Source organism: Paenibacillus sp. FSL H3-0333 (assembly GCF_038002805.1).
Lineage (GTDB): Bacteria > Bacillota > Bacilli > Paenibacillales > Paenibacillaceae > Paenibacillus_AQ > Paenibacillus_AQ silagei.
The window spans coordinates 827,909-842,332 of record NZ_JBBODG010000001.1 but is presented as its reverse complement, the minus strand read 5'-3'; the positions used below and the strand labels follow the sequence as shown (position 1 = coordinate 842,332).

The 14,424-nt window shown below is 54.1% G+C and carries 13 protein-coding genes; 6 read left to right on the top strand and 7 right to left on the bottom strand.

The window, feature by feature from the left end:
- Positions 1-24 precede the first annotated feature (24 nt).
- Positions 25-939, top strand: a complete 915-nt coding sequence (locus tag MHH78_RS03840) for a phosphatidate cytidylyltransferase (protein WP_036722812.1) — start codon at positions 25-27, stop codon at positions 937-939.
- 74 nt (positions 940-1,013) lie between these two features.
- Here MHH78_RS03840 and MHH78_RS03835 read toward each other — a convergent pair whose 3' ends face one another.
- From MHH78_RS03835 to MHH78_RS03825, 3 genes are read right to left on the bottom strand one after another with little or no spacing between them, the layout of a single operon-like run.
- Positions 1,014-3,212, bottom strand: a complete 2,199-nt coding sequence (locus MHH78_RS03835) for a carbohydrate-binding domain-containing protein (protein WP_341166640.1) — start codon at positions 3,210-3,212, stop codon at positions 1,014-1,016.
- 27 nt (positions 3,213-3,239) lie between these two features.
- A complete protein-coding gene (locus MHH78_RS03830; RefSeq protein ID WP_341166639.1) occupies positions 3,240-3,923 on the bottom strand; it encodes a DUF4956 domain-containing protein in 684 nt (227 codons plus the stop codon).
- Positions 3,916-4,659 carry a polyphosphate polymerase domain-containing protein gene (locus MHH78_RS03825; RefSeq protein WP_341166638.1) on the bottom strand — a complete coding sequence of 248 codons (744 nt, stop codon included), beginning with the start codon at positions 4,657-4,659 and terminating at the stop codon, positions 3,916-3,918. Before MHH78_RS03825 ends, MHH78_RS03830 begins: the two co-directional genes overlap by 8 nt.
- A 165-nt stretch (positions 4,660-4,824) precedes the next feature.
- Between MHH78_RS03825 and MHH78_RS03820 the strand changes: the two genes are divergently transcribed.
- Positions 4,825-5,502 carry a response regulator transcription factor gene (locus MHH78_RS03820; RefSeq protein ID WP_076081345.1) on the top strand — a complete coding sequence of 226 codons (678 nt, stop codon included), beginning with the start codon at positions 4,825-4,827 and terminating at the stop codon, positions 5,500-5,502.
- Positions 5,502-6,785, top strand: coding sequence for a sensor histidine kinase (locus tag MHH78_RS03815; protein ID WP_341166637.1), 1,284 nt, complete (start codon positions 5,502-5,504; stop codon positions 6,783-6,785). Before MHH78_RS03820 ends, MHH78_RS03815 begins: the two co-directional genes overlap by 1 nt.
- Positions 6,786-6,847: 62 nt before the next feature.
- Here the strand turns inward: MHH78_RS03815 and MHH78_RS03810 are convergent, their stop codons facing one another.
- Entirely contained in the window at positions 6,848-7,066 is a 219-nt protein-coding gene (locus tag MHH78_RS03810) for a hypothetical protein (RefSeq protein WP_143803799.1), read from the bottom strand.
- A gap of 71 nt (positions 7,067-7,137) precedes the next feature.
- Positions 7,138-8,403: a YVTN family beta-propeller repeat-containing protein gene (locus MHH78_RS03805; RefSeq protein ID WP_341166636.1), complete on the bottom strand. Its 1,266-nt coding sequence runs from the start codon at positions 8,401-8,403 to the stop codon at positions 7,138-7,140.
- A gap of 146 nt (positions 8,404-8,549) precedes the next feature.
- Here MHH78_RS03805 and MHH78_RS03800 point away from each other — a divergent pair, with 146 nt between their 5' ends.
- Positions 8,550-9,197: a Vat family streptogramin A O-acetyltransferase gene (locus tag MHH78_RS03800; RefSeq protein WP_341166635.1), complete on the top strand. Its 648-nt coding sequence runs from the start codon at positions 8,550-8,552 to the stop codon at positions 9,195-9,197.
- Between the two features lie 88 nt (positions 9,198-9,285).
- Here MHH78_RS03800 and MHH78_RS03795 read toward each other — a convergent pair whose 3' ends face one another.
- Positions 9,286-10,353, bottom strand: coding sequence for a polysaccharide deacetylase family protein (locus MHH78_RS03795; RefSeq protein ID WP_341166634.1), 1,068 nt, complete (start codon positions 10,351-10,353; stop codon positions 9,286-9,288).
- Between the two features lie 338 nt (positions 10,354-10,691).
- Here MHH78_RS03795 and MHH78_RS03790 point away from each other — a divergent pair, with 338 nt between their 5' ends.
- A complete protein-coding gene (locus tag MHH78_RS03790) occupies positions 10,692-12,347 on the top strand; it encodes a cellulase family glycosylhydrolase (RefSeq protein WP_341166633.1) in 1,656 nt (551 codons plus the stop codon).
- Between the two features lie 138 nt (positions 12,348-12,485).
- Here the strand turns inward: MHH78_RS03790 and MHH78_RS03785 are convergent, their stop codons facing one another.
- Entirely contained in the window at positions 12,486-13,070 is a 585-nt protein-coding gene (locus tag MHH78_RS03785) for a TetR/AcrR family transcriptional regulator (protein WP_341166632.1), read from the bottom strand.
- Between the two features lie 218 nt (positions 13,071-13,288).
- Between MHH78_RS03785 and MHH78_RS03780 the strand changes: the two genes are divergently transcribed.
- The gene (locus tag MHH78_RS03780) at positions 13,289-14,398 is read left to right on the top strand and encodes an NADH:flavin oxidoreductase (protein WP_341166631.1); all 1,110 of its coding nucleotides are present in this window, start codon (positions 13,289-13,291) and stop codon (positions 14,396-14,398) included.
- The last annotated feature ends 26 nt before the right edge of the window (positions 14,399-14,424 follow it).

Below are 14,424 nucleotides of genomic sequence, written 5' to 3'. Positions count from 1 at the left end.
ACCCGAGACAAGTTGGTGATTGTATTGAACCGTTCTTTATTCACACTAGTTCTGATCTTTGCAGCTCTATCGGTGATCCATGTGCTGTATCTTGTAGTCAGCAAATTACAAAAGGACAAAGATTATACCGGAATAGGCTTCCGTATCCGAACCTGGTGGGGCATGCTGTTCATCTTCTGCCTGGCTACCCTGTCCAATTCTGTCGTGTCCCTGCTGTCCCTGATGGTTCTGAGCTTCTTCGCCCTCAAGGAATACTTCTCCATGATCCGCACCCGAAAAGCTGACCGCAGGCTGTTCCTCTGGGCTTATCTGTCCATTCCGCTGCAATTCTACTGGATCTACATCGAATGGTACGGGATGTTCATTATCTTCATTCCAGTCTATGTGTTCCTGCTGCTGCCGATTCCCCGGCTGATTAACAAGGGGACGCTCGGCTTCCTGCGCGGTGTCAGCGCGGTGCAGTGGGGACTGATGCTGATGGTCTTCGGGCTTAGCCATCTGGCCTATTTCCAGTTCGCCACGCCGGAATACGGCGCAGGGCTGGTTCTATTCCTGGTGGTGCTGACCCAGCTCAATGATGCCGTGCATTATCTGGCCTCGCTCTACATCGGCAAGCACCGGATCGTCCCGACCGCAAATCCCCATCTGACCTGGGAGGGCTTCGTCTGCGCGTTCGCGGTGACAACAGCCGTCTCTTACCTGATCTATTCTCATCTTACACCGCTGAATCCGGCCTTTGGCTATCTCTCCGGTATGCTGATCAGTCTCAGCGGCTTCTTCGGCAGCCTGACAGTCTCCGTCCTGAAGCGGGATCTGCTGATCGGGGACGATGACAAATTCGCTGCCCTTAAGCAAAGCTATCTGAGCCGCGTAGACAGTCTTGCCTACACCGCACCGGTATTCTTCCATGTGATCCGCTACTATTTCGACTTCATGTAGCCGATGATTACAATCGTTCTTGTACCAAAACAGAGACTATCCGCTAATGGATAGTCTCTGCTCTGCTGGACCGCTTAATTCGTGCTTGTACCTGCACTGTCTGGAGCTGTAGTGCCTGCATCGGCCGGCTTCGTGGTGCCCGCGTCCGCAGGCGGCGTTCCTCCTGTTCCCCCTCCGGCTCTGTTGCCTCTGCCGCCGCCGAAGCCTCCCGGCCCGCCCATACCGCTGCCGCCTGTGGTTACACCCGATGCATTCACCCATGTCACTGTACTGGTGATGTCAAAAGCAACGAATTTGCTGCCCCCGCTGTACGTCCCGCCGGTATACAGTCCATCCGCAGCTGTTTCAGTAGAGCTGCCTCCGGTATAGACGGTATAAGAGCCGTCCGTAAGCTCTGGAGCGCTGACCACTACGGTCTGGAAGCTCTTCGCCGGAGCAAAGGTCAGAATGGCATTACCATCAGCGTCTTCCAGGTGAACCATCGTTCCGGCCTGTTGAGTAGCTGCGAACTCTACACTTACCGAATACTGGCCGGAGTCCTCGCCTGGAGCCTGTGCCATGCCGGAAGCGCCTGCGGCTACCAGGAATCCGCCTGTGATGTTGAAGGCACCGTCATAATCCAAGGCTCCGTTGCCGGAGTTCTCGGGGCCATTCACAATAACGGTGCCTCCGGTCATAGTCACCGAGCCGTTGGAGTCCAGGCCATCGCCTGCGGCATCTACAATCAAGGTGCCGCCGCTGATGGTCAGCAGGTTGCTGCCGGTGCTGCTGAACGAATCCTGAGCCTGCGTTCCTGCTGCCGTATTAGTATCGTTGCCTCCGGCCACATTGACGCCATCGTCTGTGGCTGTCACATGGATCTCACCGCCGGATATGGTGATGTCCGCCCCTTCTATCCCTTCATAGCTCCGCGTAATATTGACGGTGCCGCCCGATATCGAGACCAGAGCATCGGCGTGAATCCCGTCATCCCCTGTAGCGATCTGGAATTCCCCATCCGTTACAGAGATACTGCTGTTGCTGTGCAGCGCATCATCTGCGGCATCCACTGTGAAGCTTCCGCCGTTCACCGTCAGGTCGCCGCCTGCCTTAATCCCTTTGGCGCTGACGGATTCTGTCTCCGCCGCTGATGCGGCGTCCGTCTGTGCCGCTGAAGCGGTGTCTGACTGCGCCACGGCTGCGGGGCCACTCTCCGCTGTTTGGGGCTGGTCAGCCGCCGGCGCAGCATCCATCGCAGGCGGCGTACCCCCTTCTTCCCCGGGAGCAGCGAAGGCTCCACCCTCCGGACGCTGGCCGAAGCCGCCGCCCATTCCCGGCCCTCCCTGATCGCCGGTCTTCACTGCGGCATTCACATAGCCGCCGCCAGTCACCAGTGTATACGTGCCGCCGTCGATGACAGCAGCGGTCTCCGCTTGAAGCCCGTCATTACCGGCCGTAATGTCGAAGGTTCCGGCGGCAATAGCGATGAAGCCCTTGGCGGCATCCTTGTCATTCGTTGATTTGATACCGTCGCCTTCTGCTTGAATCGTTAGATTGCCGTCCTGAATGGCAATCATGTCTTTGCCGACAATACCGTCATCTGCTGCCTGCACTTCGATGGTGCCGGACATGATTTTCAGATCATCCTTGCCGGTGATGCCATCGTTATAGTTGCCGGTTACCGTCAGCTTGCCGGTGCCGTTAATCGTCAGGTCTGCTTTGCTGAAGACCGCCGCGCTTGGCTCATCCTCAGCCCCGTCTGCGAATACGTACGCAGTTCCATCTGTCACACTGTTATCCGTCCCTTCCTGCAAGGTGATGACCACTTTACCGGCTTCCTTGATGTAGAGCGGAGCATTATCGCTGTCCGTCAGGTGAGCGCCATTCAGCACCAGCCTTACGGTCCCTTTAGCCTGCTCATCTACGATAATCTGGCCGTCACTCAGTGTGCCGCTAAGCACATAAGTGCCTGCTTCCGTAATGGTTACTGTGCCTTCTTGCGCTGTGGCGCCTGCACCGTCTACCACAGCAGCAGTGCCAGCCAGAGTTATAGCGGTCGAATCCGCTGCCGTCCAGGCGGTTACAGCATCCTCTTCCTCCCAAGTCACAAGATCTGCCGCCTTTACACTTGCCAGCTGCACAGCGGCAGAGGAACTGCTCTGCACGGCCGCAACTGATGTACCCGCGTTGTTACTTGTATCAGATGGCGTAGCAGCTTTTGCACTGCATGCCGACATGACTGCGGCGCATAGCAGCACCAGTCCTATTTTGCTAGCTGTTAATCTGTTCTTCATCAGTCATCATTCCCTTCCTGTAGCGGATTAGTATTCATTCATGACAGGTGCCATGGTTAGTGAGAGATCGAGGTTCCCGTTACGTGTGCGGATGGCGTCCAGCAGCTCCTTCTGGCTCGTCTGCTCATCAATCGTTACTGCGTAGACCAGCTCATACAGGCTGCCCAGCTCCGTGGTTCTGATCTTCTTCAGCTCATAGGCGACATTGAAGGTATTGAAGACCTCCGCGAAGGCCTCCTCATAGCCCAGATTCTCAGGGATCGTTACCTTCAGTGTCTTATGCATCGTCTTCTTAAGTCCAAAGCCTGTACGGTTAAGCAGGACCATCAGAGCGCAGAGGATAAGGGTGAAAAAGACCGCGTAACCAAAGGCCCCTACCCCGCAGGCCAGCCCGGAGGCCATGGTGAACAGGACAAAAGTGATATCCTTCGGATCGCCAGGGGCGCTGCGGAACCGGATGATCGAGAAGGCGCCCGCCAGGCTGAAGGCCCGGGCCACATTGCTGCCAATGAGCAAAATAATGATAGCAACAATCACCGGCAGCAGAACCATGGTCAGTGTGAAGCTCTGTGAGTATCCAGCGGGGCTCGTCTTCATGTAGGTGAAGCTGATCAGCCCGCCGAGGATAATGGCGATGACGATGGTTAAGGCAGCATTCGTGAACGTTAGTTCCGAAGTAGACTCCGCTACGGCAAAAATCGAATCAAGCATATAGAACACTCTCTCTTTCTGATTGGCTGTTTCGCAGCATCTTTTTATATTCGTTGCCGTATTTGGAGAAGCTGGTGCGGTACATCTGATGCTCCGACAGCATCCTGGCCAGCCAGACCGGTATGGTCTTCTCGGCCTTCACTTCCATCAGCCATTGCTCCGGCTCCAGCAGCTCCTCGCCATAGACGCCGTGCTCCATCTTCAGATCATACCGGCGGCAGCGGATGTTGGTGTCGAAGGTGATGCGCAGGTCCCTGTTATTTTTACAGAACATGGCTTGGCGGTCATAGGACAAATACAGCTTCGGCTCCAGCTCATAGCGGGTCAGCAAGTACTTGATCTCCCCGATCACCTGCTTGTTCATATAGCTCTCGAATTCAGGCTCTCTGCTGCTCTCGATGAACGCATAGGCTTCATTCAGCTTCAGCGGGGTTCTTCTTTTGTTAACCAGGCCCAGCACCTTCTTCTTGATCTCCAGATAGACTCTGGTGTCGCCTTCAGGAACGCCGTAGGCTCTGATGCGGAGCTTCTCCTTATACTTCGGCTTCGCCAGGCTGCTGCGGATCAGGGAATTCTGCGGGGTGTCATAATACAGATTGGTGATGGAATAATATTCGTGCTGCTTGTTGTATGCATCAGGCTCCATATATTCCAGCAGTTCGCGATAGAGCTTCAGATAGGATTCATGGTCGAACAGATACTTGTTCTCGTAACGGTTGAAGACCTCAATAGCCATGGGGATCAGTTCCTTTCAGGGGGGTAATGGGTGCGCTTGCTTATGAATGTATCTTAGCCCCCGAACCTTTAATGAATCTTAAATGGATTAAGGTTGATTAAAGGTACCCTTGATATAATATCACCAGCAGCAAGTACATTACTTAGGAAGAGGATGAGCCATCCCATGAGAATATTAATCGTAGAAGACGAGGTCCATCTGGCGGAGGCCTTAACCCAAATCCTCAAAAAACACAATTATTCGGTAGACGCGGTGCATGACGGCAGAGCCGGTCTCGATTATGCGCAGAGCGGGATCTATGACCTGCTGCTGCTGGATATTATGATGCCGGAGCTGGATGGAATCAGCGTGCTGAAGGCCCTTCGCAAGGACGGAATCTCCACACCGGTCATTATGCTTACCGCAAAAGGAGAGATCACCGATATGGTGACCGGACTCGATCATGGTGCAGACGATTATATCGCCAAGCCGTTCGCTTCGGAGGAGCTGCTGGCCCGTATCCGGGCTGCGCTGAGGCGTAAGGGCGAGGTGATTCCTGACGATGCCCTGAAGTTCGGGGATCTGGAGCTGAATACGGCCAACCCGAAGCTGACGGTGAAGGGCCGGGAGATGAAGCTGAATCTCAAGGAGACGGAGCTGCTGGAGCTGCTGATCCTAAGGAAGCAGGCGGTCACCTCGAAGGAGCAGATCATTGAGAAGCTGTGGGGGTTCGATTCTGATGCGGAGCATAACAACGTGGAGGTCTATATTTCTTTTTTGCGTAAAAAGCTGGCCTTCCTGAACTCAGAGGTGCGCATCAGCACGATTAGGGGCGTAGGGTACGTGCTGGAGGGGAGTGCCTGATGTTCAATAAACTCCGAACCCGGTTCCTGATTGTCAATCTGGTCACCATCTCCATCATCATGCTGGTGGCCTTCGCCGCCATCTACATCTTCACGTACCGCAATGTGCAGGGAGACATCTATATGGCGCTCCACCGGATTGCGGACATGCAGCAGCGGGGTCCGGGAGATGGACAAAGTCCGCCTGGGGCAGGAGGCGGCGGGGGCAGAGGGACAATGCCCATGGATCAGGGGCCGATCGACCCTTACCAGCCGGAGCGCTCCGTCTCCTTCACGGTGCAGACCGATGCCAGCGGCACGATGACCGGCAAAGAATCGAAGTTCACGATGGACGATGACCTCTATAGCGCCGCGTTGAAGGAGGCTCTTAGCCTGGGCAAGGACACCGGCCGGTTCACGATGGACGGCAGCCGCTGGATCTTCATTGTCAAGCCTGCAAGCAGCGGGAAGCAGTTTGTCTTCATGGACATCACGGCCCAGCAGCAGATCCTGACAAACCTGATCTATACCTTCGCGGCTGTCGGCCTGCTGACGCTGGTCATCCTCTACTTCACCAGCCGCTACTTTGCGGGGCGCTCGATTGCGCCGGTGCGGGAGGCTTTTGACAAGCAGAAGCAGTTCATTGCCGACGCCTCCCATGAGCTGAAGACGCCACTGACGATTATTAACACCAACGCGGATGTGCTGCTGGCGAACAGTGAGGATACGATCCGCAATCAGGCAAAATGGCTGCAGTATATCAAGTCCGAAACGGAGCGGATGACCCGGCTGGTAGGCGATTTGCTGTACCTGACGGAGATGGATGACGCCCGGACCAGGAAGCTCCACAGCAGGTTCAACATGAGCGAAGCGGTAGAGAATATTATTCTGACCATGGAGGCCGTTCTCTTCGAGAAGAATATCTCCTTCGACTATGACATCCAGCCGGAGCTTACCGTGCCGGGCAACAGCGAGCAGATCAAGCAGGTGGTGATGATTCTGCTGGATAACGCAGTGAAATATACGAATCCTAAAGGCGCTGTCCATATCTCCCTCCATAAGCAGAACAGCGATGTCCTCCTCTCCGTCTCGAATACAGGGGAAGGCATCGCTGCGGAGCATCTGGCGCGGATTTTTGACCGCTTTTACCGTACGGATACCTCCAGAGCACGCAAGCAGGGCGGCTACGGGCTGGGTCTGGCTATCGCTAGGTCCATTGTGGACCAGCATCAAGGAAGGATTTACGTAAAAAGTGTGGTTGGAGCGTCCACGACGTTCTATGTACAACTGCCCAGAATGGCCTAAAGTCTATAATTCCATAAACCAGCCACTTCCTTACGGGAAGCGTGCTGATTTATGGACTATCCTTAAAGGTAGGGGTTCCTTGTTAACCCCGCTGCCGGCATTGTGCACTCTTCTGCCTCCGCCCCGCTGGTGCGGGCCGGGTCTTCAACGGCACTGTCGTCTGTCTTCAGCAATACAATCATGAATTCGCCGATCCCGGGAACGTAGATCCGGGATACAGAATTCTCCTGGTCCATGCCCGACAGCTGTATCATGATATCTTCGGCTGATGTTATTTCCATCCTATGAGTCACCTCGCTCGTTAAGATAATGGCCTCAATTGGCATGATACTGGATTCCTGTTCCTGGCCTCCTACGGATTGACGCCCACGGAGAACGGACGCGCGCCGACCGGTATGACACTAATTACAGCCTGGGTGACCCCATCAATGACCGATACCGTATTATCATCCTGATTGGTAATATAGATGCGGTTCGTCAATGGATTAGCGCCCGCGCCGTTGGGATTATTTCCGACCGGGATGGTAGTAATCACCGTATTCGTTAATCCGCCAATCACCGATACATTGTCGCTATCCCGGTTGGGCACATAGATCGCATTGGTAGATACGTTCACTCCGAGTTCAGCTGGAGTCGTGCCCACAGGTACGTTAGTAATCACCGTATTGGTGGCTCCATCAATGACGGAAACGGTGTTGCTGGTGAAGTTCGAGACATAAATCCGGTTCGTCAAGGGATCAACGCCCACCCGGAACGGGTTAACCTGAACAGGAATCTGGGTAACCACCGTATTCGTAGCCCCGTCAATGACGGTAACAATATCCGAGTTGAATTCAGAAACATAAATGGTATTGGTTAAGGAATTCACGCCGATCCCCGTCGGAAAAGGCGAACCACCGGCAGGAATGATGGTCGTCACCACAGTGTTGGTCAATCCGTCAATAACAGTCACCGTATTATCATTGAAATTAGCCACATAGATGGCATTGGTAGCGGTATTCACCGCAACTGCGCCCGAACCATCCCCGGCAGGAATAGTGGCCAGCACCGTATTGGTTAACCCGTCGATAACGGATACGTTGTCACTGTTCAAGTTAGCGACATAAATGCGGTTGGTTAACGGGTTCACGGCAATTCCAGCAGGATTCACCCCTACAGGGATGACTGCGGTCACTGCACCTGTAGCACCGTTGATCACAGAAACATCATTGCTATTGAAATTGGCAACATAGATACGGTTGACGGAGCCTGTGACTCCCCCCTCTTCAGCACCCAGCAGCTCAGCTGAGACAAGACGGTGGACGGTAACCAGCCGCCCGGCTGAATCCTTGCCCCACACAGAGACTTCCGTCTGCAATTCAGCAAGACCCTCCGTTGTAAAGACAAACTCATAGGCATTCAGATTGGCAAAGTAATTCCTTGTGATCACCTCGTCCGGGGAAACCGTAATAAGCTCGCTTACGTACAACGTTCTGGTGAGGGTCAAGTTGTACCCTTGGATCAGAATCGCAGACGGATTCACCGCATTTCGGTTATCAATCTTGACCGTCACCTGTACCGTAGGCCTTACACCGTTCACTGCATTATTCTCAATAGGCCCTGTTGATAGAATAGCCATTCCAGCCAAGCCTCCCTAGATAAGAGATTTGCAAACTACCAGTCTCTCATAATATATGTAAGAACTGTAGCGCCGCTTGGACTATACTATAGCTAGATTCAAATTATGGCTCGGCTCCCCATTCATGTGAGAAAGGTGTGATCCTATTGCATGCTACAGGACCAAATCCCAATGACATCCATCCGAATCCACAGATCAAGCAAGTCCGTTTCATCAAAAATACGCTGACCCGCTCCAACATCATCGCCGGAGACTTCTCCTACTATGATGATCCTGACGAGTCGGTATCCTTCGAGAGCCGTGTTACCCATCACTATGAGTTCATCGGGGACAAGCTGATGATCGGCAAGTTCTGCGCCATCGCCCGCGGCACCGAATTCATTATGAACGGTGCCAACCACCGGATGGGCTCGGTGACCACCTATCCCTTCAACATTATGGGCGGCGGCTGGGAGCAGGCAACGCCTGAGCTGGCGGACCTGCCCTACAAAGGCGATACTGTCATCGGAAACGATGTCTGGATCGGCCAGAATGCCACCATTATGCCGGGCGTGACGATTGGTGACGGCGCGATCATCGCCGCCAATGCTACGGTCACCAAGGATGTTCCCGCATACCATATTGCCGGGGGCAATCCTGCCCGGATTCTGCGGCAGCGCTTCGATGACGAGCTCATCGCCCTGCTGCTGGAGCTGAAGTGGTGGGACTGGAGTCCAGAGAAGATCACAGCCCATCTGGAGGCGCTGTGCAGCAGTGATCTGGAGCAGATCAGAAGCCTCGCGGACAAGGGCTGATGATATGAATACAACAAGGGGCATCCCGCAAGCCATGTAACGGCTGCTAGGATGCCCCTTTGCTCCTGGTACAGGTATTATTGTACCTTTAGTTAATCTCCAGATAATCAATATAAGCATCCCAAGTCCCGTCATCGGCGGTAACCACCAGCTCAATCACCTGATTGCCGGTTCCATGGCTGACATTGCTGATCGTATAGACCGCAGGACTGCTTCCACCGTAGTAGAAGGTCCCCTTCGTCACCCCGCCGATCTTGAGGTCCACCCTGGCCATATTGGCGTTATTGGAGGCCCCGCGCAGGGAGAAATTATGGGTGCCGCTGGTGAAATTCTGGGTGTACTTCACGGAATCATTATTCGCGTACAAGGCAACTCCGGAGAAGGGCGAGCTGATGTTAGCAGTGTATTGACCGGCCTTGGTCATGCTCTCCGCCTCTACCTTCGTTGCAGCGGGGCCAGGACCATTGCCGCCATCAGGCGCAACCGCCCTGCCGGTGGACGGCGAGATCATGCCTGAACACAGGCCGCGATTCTTGAGGTTCTGCGCAATCTGCGGAACCGCCTGGAGCGTGGGCTGATACTGGTCATGCATCAGGATGACATCCCCATTCTTCATCGTGCCCACAGCGGCCACGATCTGGGCGGTTCCCGCTCCGTTCCAGTCTTGGGAGTCCACGTTCCAGAGTACTTCGGTAAGGCCGTTCTGGGCCTGGATTGACTTCAGGGTGGCGTTGGTCGCCCCGTACGGCGGACGGAACAGCTTCGGAGCGGTGCCGGTAATAGACTGCAGCGTCTGCTGCGTCTGCGTAATCTGAGACGTGACCTGGGAAGCACCCAACTGTGTCAGATTAGGATGCGACCAGGAGTGGTTGCCGATCCACATTCCTGCGTTCTTCTGGGCCAGTACAAGCGAAGGATTGTTCTGCGCATTCTGCCCGATATTGAAGAACGTGGCGCGCAGGCCATTCTGCTGCAGAGCATTCAGCAGATTCGTCGTGGTGCTTGGATTAGGCCCATCATCATACGTTAGAGCGACGTAGCCCGCCGAGCAATCGGCGGCGAACACCTTCTCCCCGCCCAACGCCAGCGACCCCATAAATAAAGACACGACAAGCGACCCGACAGCTGCCCATTGTATAGCTTTGCTTTTAAACATTCTTCTAATCTCCTCTCGAATGAAATAGTTTCCTGATAGGTTGTGTTATGAAGCTGGACTTTAAACCGTTAAGCCGTTACCTGTATGTATACGCTCCGTTGATTCATACGCTTACATTAGTAATTATAGCAATTTATCCCTTTTTAAGCTAGATGTGATTGTTGGAATTTGTGATCTTACTAGCGACTAAGAAGAGATACGGCGACGCCGGGAGTCCGCCCCTGTTTTATTCAAAAATTTTCCATAATTTAGACCCGTCCGGGATGAATAGGTTTTCATTTTACCCGTATGATATAAAGTTCGACTTTATCAAGAACCATATACGAGGAGGAAGATGAATGACCTTTGGTTTCAGGACACTGGGGACAATGCTTTTGACTTTAACACTGCTTGCAGGTACAGCCGCTATTGCCGGACAGCCGGTGAAGGCTGAGGGGGCAGCGAAGCTTTTTTATCACACCTCGGGCAGCCGGATTGTAGATTCGCAGGGGAACCCGGCCGTGTTCAACGGACTGAACTGGTTTGGCTTCGAGACGCCGAACTATTCCCCGCACGGATTATGGTCGCGTTCCATGGATGATGTGCTCGATCAGGTCCGCGCAGAAGGGTACAACTTGATTCGCCTGCCGTTCAGCAGTCAAATGTTCGATCCGGCTTCCCAGGCCAACAGCATTGATTATGCCAAAAACCCGGACCTGGCCGGTCTGACTCCCATCGAAATTATGGATACCTTAATTGAAAAAGCCGGCCAGCGCGGCATTCAAGTCTTCCTGGACCGGCACCGTCCCGATTCCGGCGGGCAGTCGACGCTCTGGTATACCCCTGCATATCCTGAATCCCGCTGGATCAGTGACTGGGTGATGCTGGCTAACAGATATGCGAATAATCCTACGGTAATCGGTGCCGACCTGCATAATGAGCCTCATGGCCCGGCAAGCTGGGGGACCGGTGATCTCAGCACAGACTGGCGGCTCGCGGCCCAGCGGGCTGGGAATGCCATCCTTGCGGTGAATCCGCACTGGCTGATCATCGTCGAAGGGATCGAGCAGAATGTGCAGGGTAACACCAGCAAGTACTGGTGGGGCGGCAACCTTACCGGGGTGCGGAATTATCCGGTAACGCTTACGGTACCGAATCAAGTAGTGTATTCTCCGCATGATTACGGTCCCGGGGTGGCGGAGCAGCCGTGGTTCAGCGATCCTGCTTTTCCGGCAAACCTGCCTGCCATATGGGATCAGACCTGGGGCTATATCAGCAAAGAGAACATTGCCCCTCTAATCATGGGTGAATTCGGAGGCCGCAGCGTGGACACCCTCTCGGTTGAAGGGAAGTGGCAAAATAAACTAGTTGATTACATCGGCACTAATGATCTCTACTGGACCTACTGGACACTGAACCCCAACAGCGGGGATACCGGCGGTCTGCTGCAGGATGACTGGGCAACCTGGAACCGGCCGAAGCAGCTCATGCTGAACCGCATCATGAAGACGGTCACCTTCCCTCCTATTGAGGAGCCCGGCGGCCCCGGGACAGGACCTGTAACCGCCACTCCGCTCTACCGCAGTGATGAGACCGGCAACAACGTGGGCTCCATCCGGGCCAGTCTCCAGCTGAAGAGCACTTCCACCGTCCCCGTCCCGCTAAGCCAATTCACAATCCGTTACTGGTTCACCCAGGACGGCAGCACCGCCCATACCATGGAGATTGACTACGCCGTAGTCGGCAAAAATAATATCCAGACCACCATCGTCCCGCTCGCGGTCCCGGTCCCGAACGCGGATGCCTACGCTGAAATCTCCTTCAAGGATGGGGCAGGCAGCCTGGCAGCTTCCGGCTCGACCGGAGAGATCCAGTTCCGTATTCACAAGGATAACTATGCGAATTACAGCCAGGCCAACGATTACTCTTTCCGGCCGCTGCTGACCAGCTACACCGCCAATGACCGGATCACAGTCTACCATAACGGAACGCTCATTTACGGGGTAGAGCCGTAACCAAGCGGAAACGGCTACGAGGCTGTCCCAAAAGCAGGTTTTCTACGGAGGAAGACAGTTTTCTTCATTCTTAAAACCACAAAAAGTGAGCAGAGCAGCGATTCTCCCATTTGGAGGATCGCTGCTCTGCGTGTTTGGTCATTGGGGGCTCATGGGAAATCCGCCCGTGATCAGCGGCATTACCCGCTCAGCCAGTTCGAAAGAAGACTCTGATCTTCCCTCCAGATTCCAGCGGTAGGTTACGCCATATAAGGACCAGCTTAGCAGGGTAGCGGCAGTTGCAAGCGGCTTCGAATCTGTAGCCGCAGCTGATCCGGAGATCAGCTGCAGGATAAGTTTCTCGAGATGCAGCTTAATATTCTCCTCAAGCAAGAGAGCTACAGAATCATATCTTTTGAAACAGCGGTGGCTGTTTTCATGATAATTACATAATGATACTATCAGCTCTTGAAGCGTCTTCTCGGTCAACGGTCCTTTGGCATCGACTTTATGGAGGACCATATTCGTAAAGGCATCTAACAAAAAGGCTTCGAACAGCGCATATTTATCCTGGAAATGGGCATAAAAGGTGGTCCTGTTAATCGTAGCTGCTTTGGTAATGTCGCCGACGGTTATCGAGTTGAAGTCCATGATATTCGATTGCCGGACGAAGGCATCCAGAATTAATTGACGGGTCCGAATCACCCGCGGGTCGTTCGGATTGGGGGGAAGTATGCCAGCCATCCGAGGAGCACCCCTTTCAGAAGAGAATATAATCCTCTTATTATAAACATGTGCTCTGTACACAACAAATAGAATCTGCCAATACGACAGTTTTTCCGGCTTCTAGCTTAAGCAACAACTTGGGCAGTTTGTTGGTTGAAGGGTGGACTGGAGCTTGTTACTATTGCATTCATACCCCGCTTTGAGAATAATCATTCAACCTACAGGAGGCGTTAACCATGGCTAAACAACAGGAGCAAATCCACTCACTGGAGACCTTATTTGAACCGTACACGGTTCAACAATTAACTATACCTAACCGGATTGTAATGTCACCGATGGCGCGGGCCTTTTCACCGGAGGGAGTACCGGGTGAGGATATGGCAGCGTATTACCGCCGCCGTGCTGAGAATGGGGTGGGGTTAATCATCACCGTTGGTATGATTGACCATCCGGCAGCAAGCAGTGATCCGGGACTGGCTAATCTCTTTGGTGAAGCCGCTCTGAACGGCTGGCGTGAAGTCGTCAGAGCGGTTCATGAGGCCGGCGGTATCATTTTTCCGCAGTTGTCACATATGGGAATGATTCGGCCCATGGGTTCCCAGCCTTACCCGGATTCACCATCGATCGGGCCATCAGGACTCGACATGCAGGGGAACAAGATAAGCGGGCCGATGACAGAAGAAGAAATTGCGGGGGTCATTCAAGCCTATGCCGATGCGGCAGTGAATGCACAGCAAGCGGGCTTCGACGGAATAGAGCTCTCCGGCGGCCACGGCTTGTTGATTGACCAGTTCTTCTGGGAAAGAACCAATCAGCGGACGGACCGCTATGGCGGCGATTTCCTGAAGCGTACCCGGTTTGCAGCCGAAGTTGTCCAGGCCGTCCGCGCTGCAGTCGGACCGGATTATCCGATTTCCATCCGGTTGTCCCAGTGGAAGATGACGGATTACACGGCGAAGCTGGTGGATACACCGGAGCAGCTGGAGCAATTCCTGGATGTGCTGGTACAGGCAGGGGTGGATATCTTCCATATCTCGACCCGCCGGTTCTGGGACCCGGAATTCGCGGGCTCGGAGCTGGGTCTCGCCGGATGGGTGAAGAAGCTTACCGGGAAGACAACGATTGCCGTTGGTTCCGTAGGCATGGATAATGATCCCGCTGAAGGCGGGGAAGCAGATCATCAAGGGATGGAGGAGCTGCTGAAGCGGCTGGACCACCAGGAGTTCGATCTGGTAGCGGTTGGACGCGCACTTCTGGGTGATCCGGCATGGGCGAAGAAAATCCGTGAGGGCAGGCTGGAAGAGATTCAAGCTTTTACTCCAGAGGCGGCGGCCCAATTGTATTGAATCATAGATAATCTCCAAGAACCGCT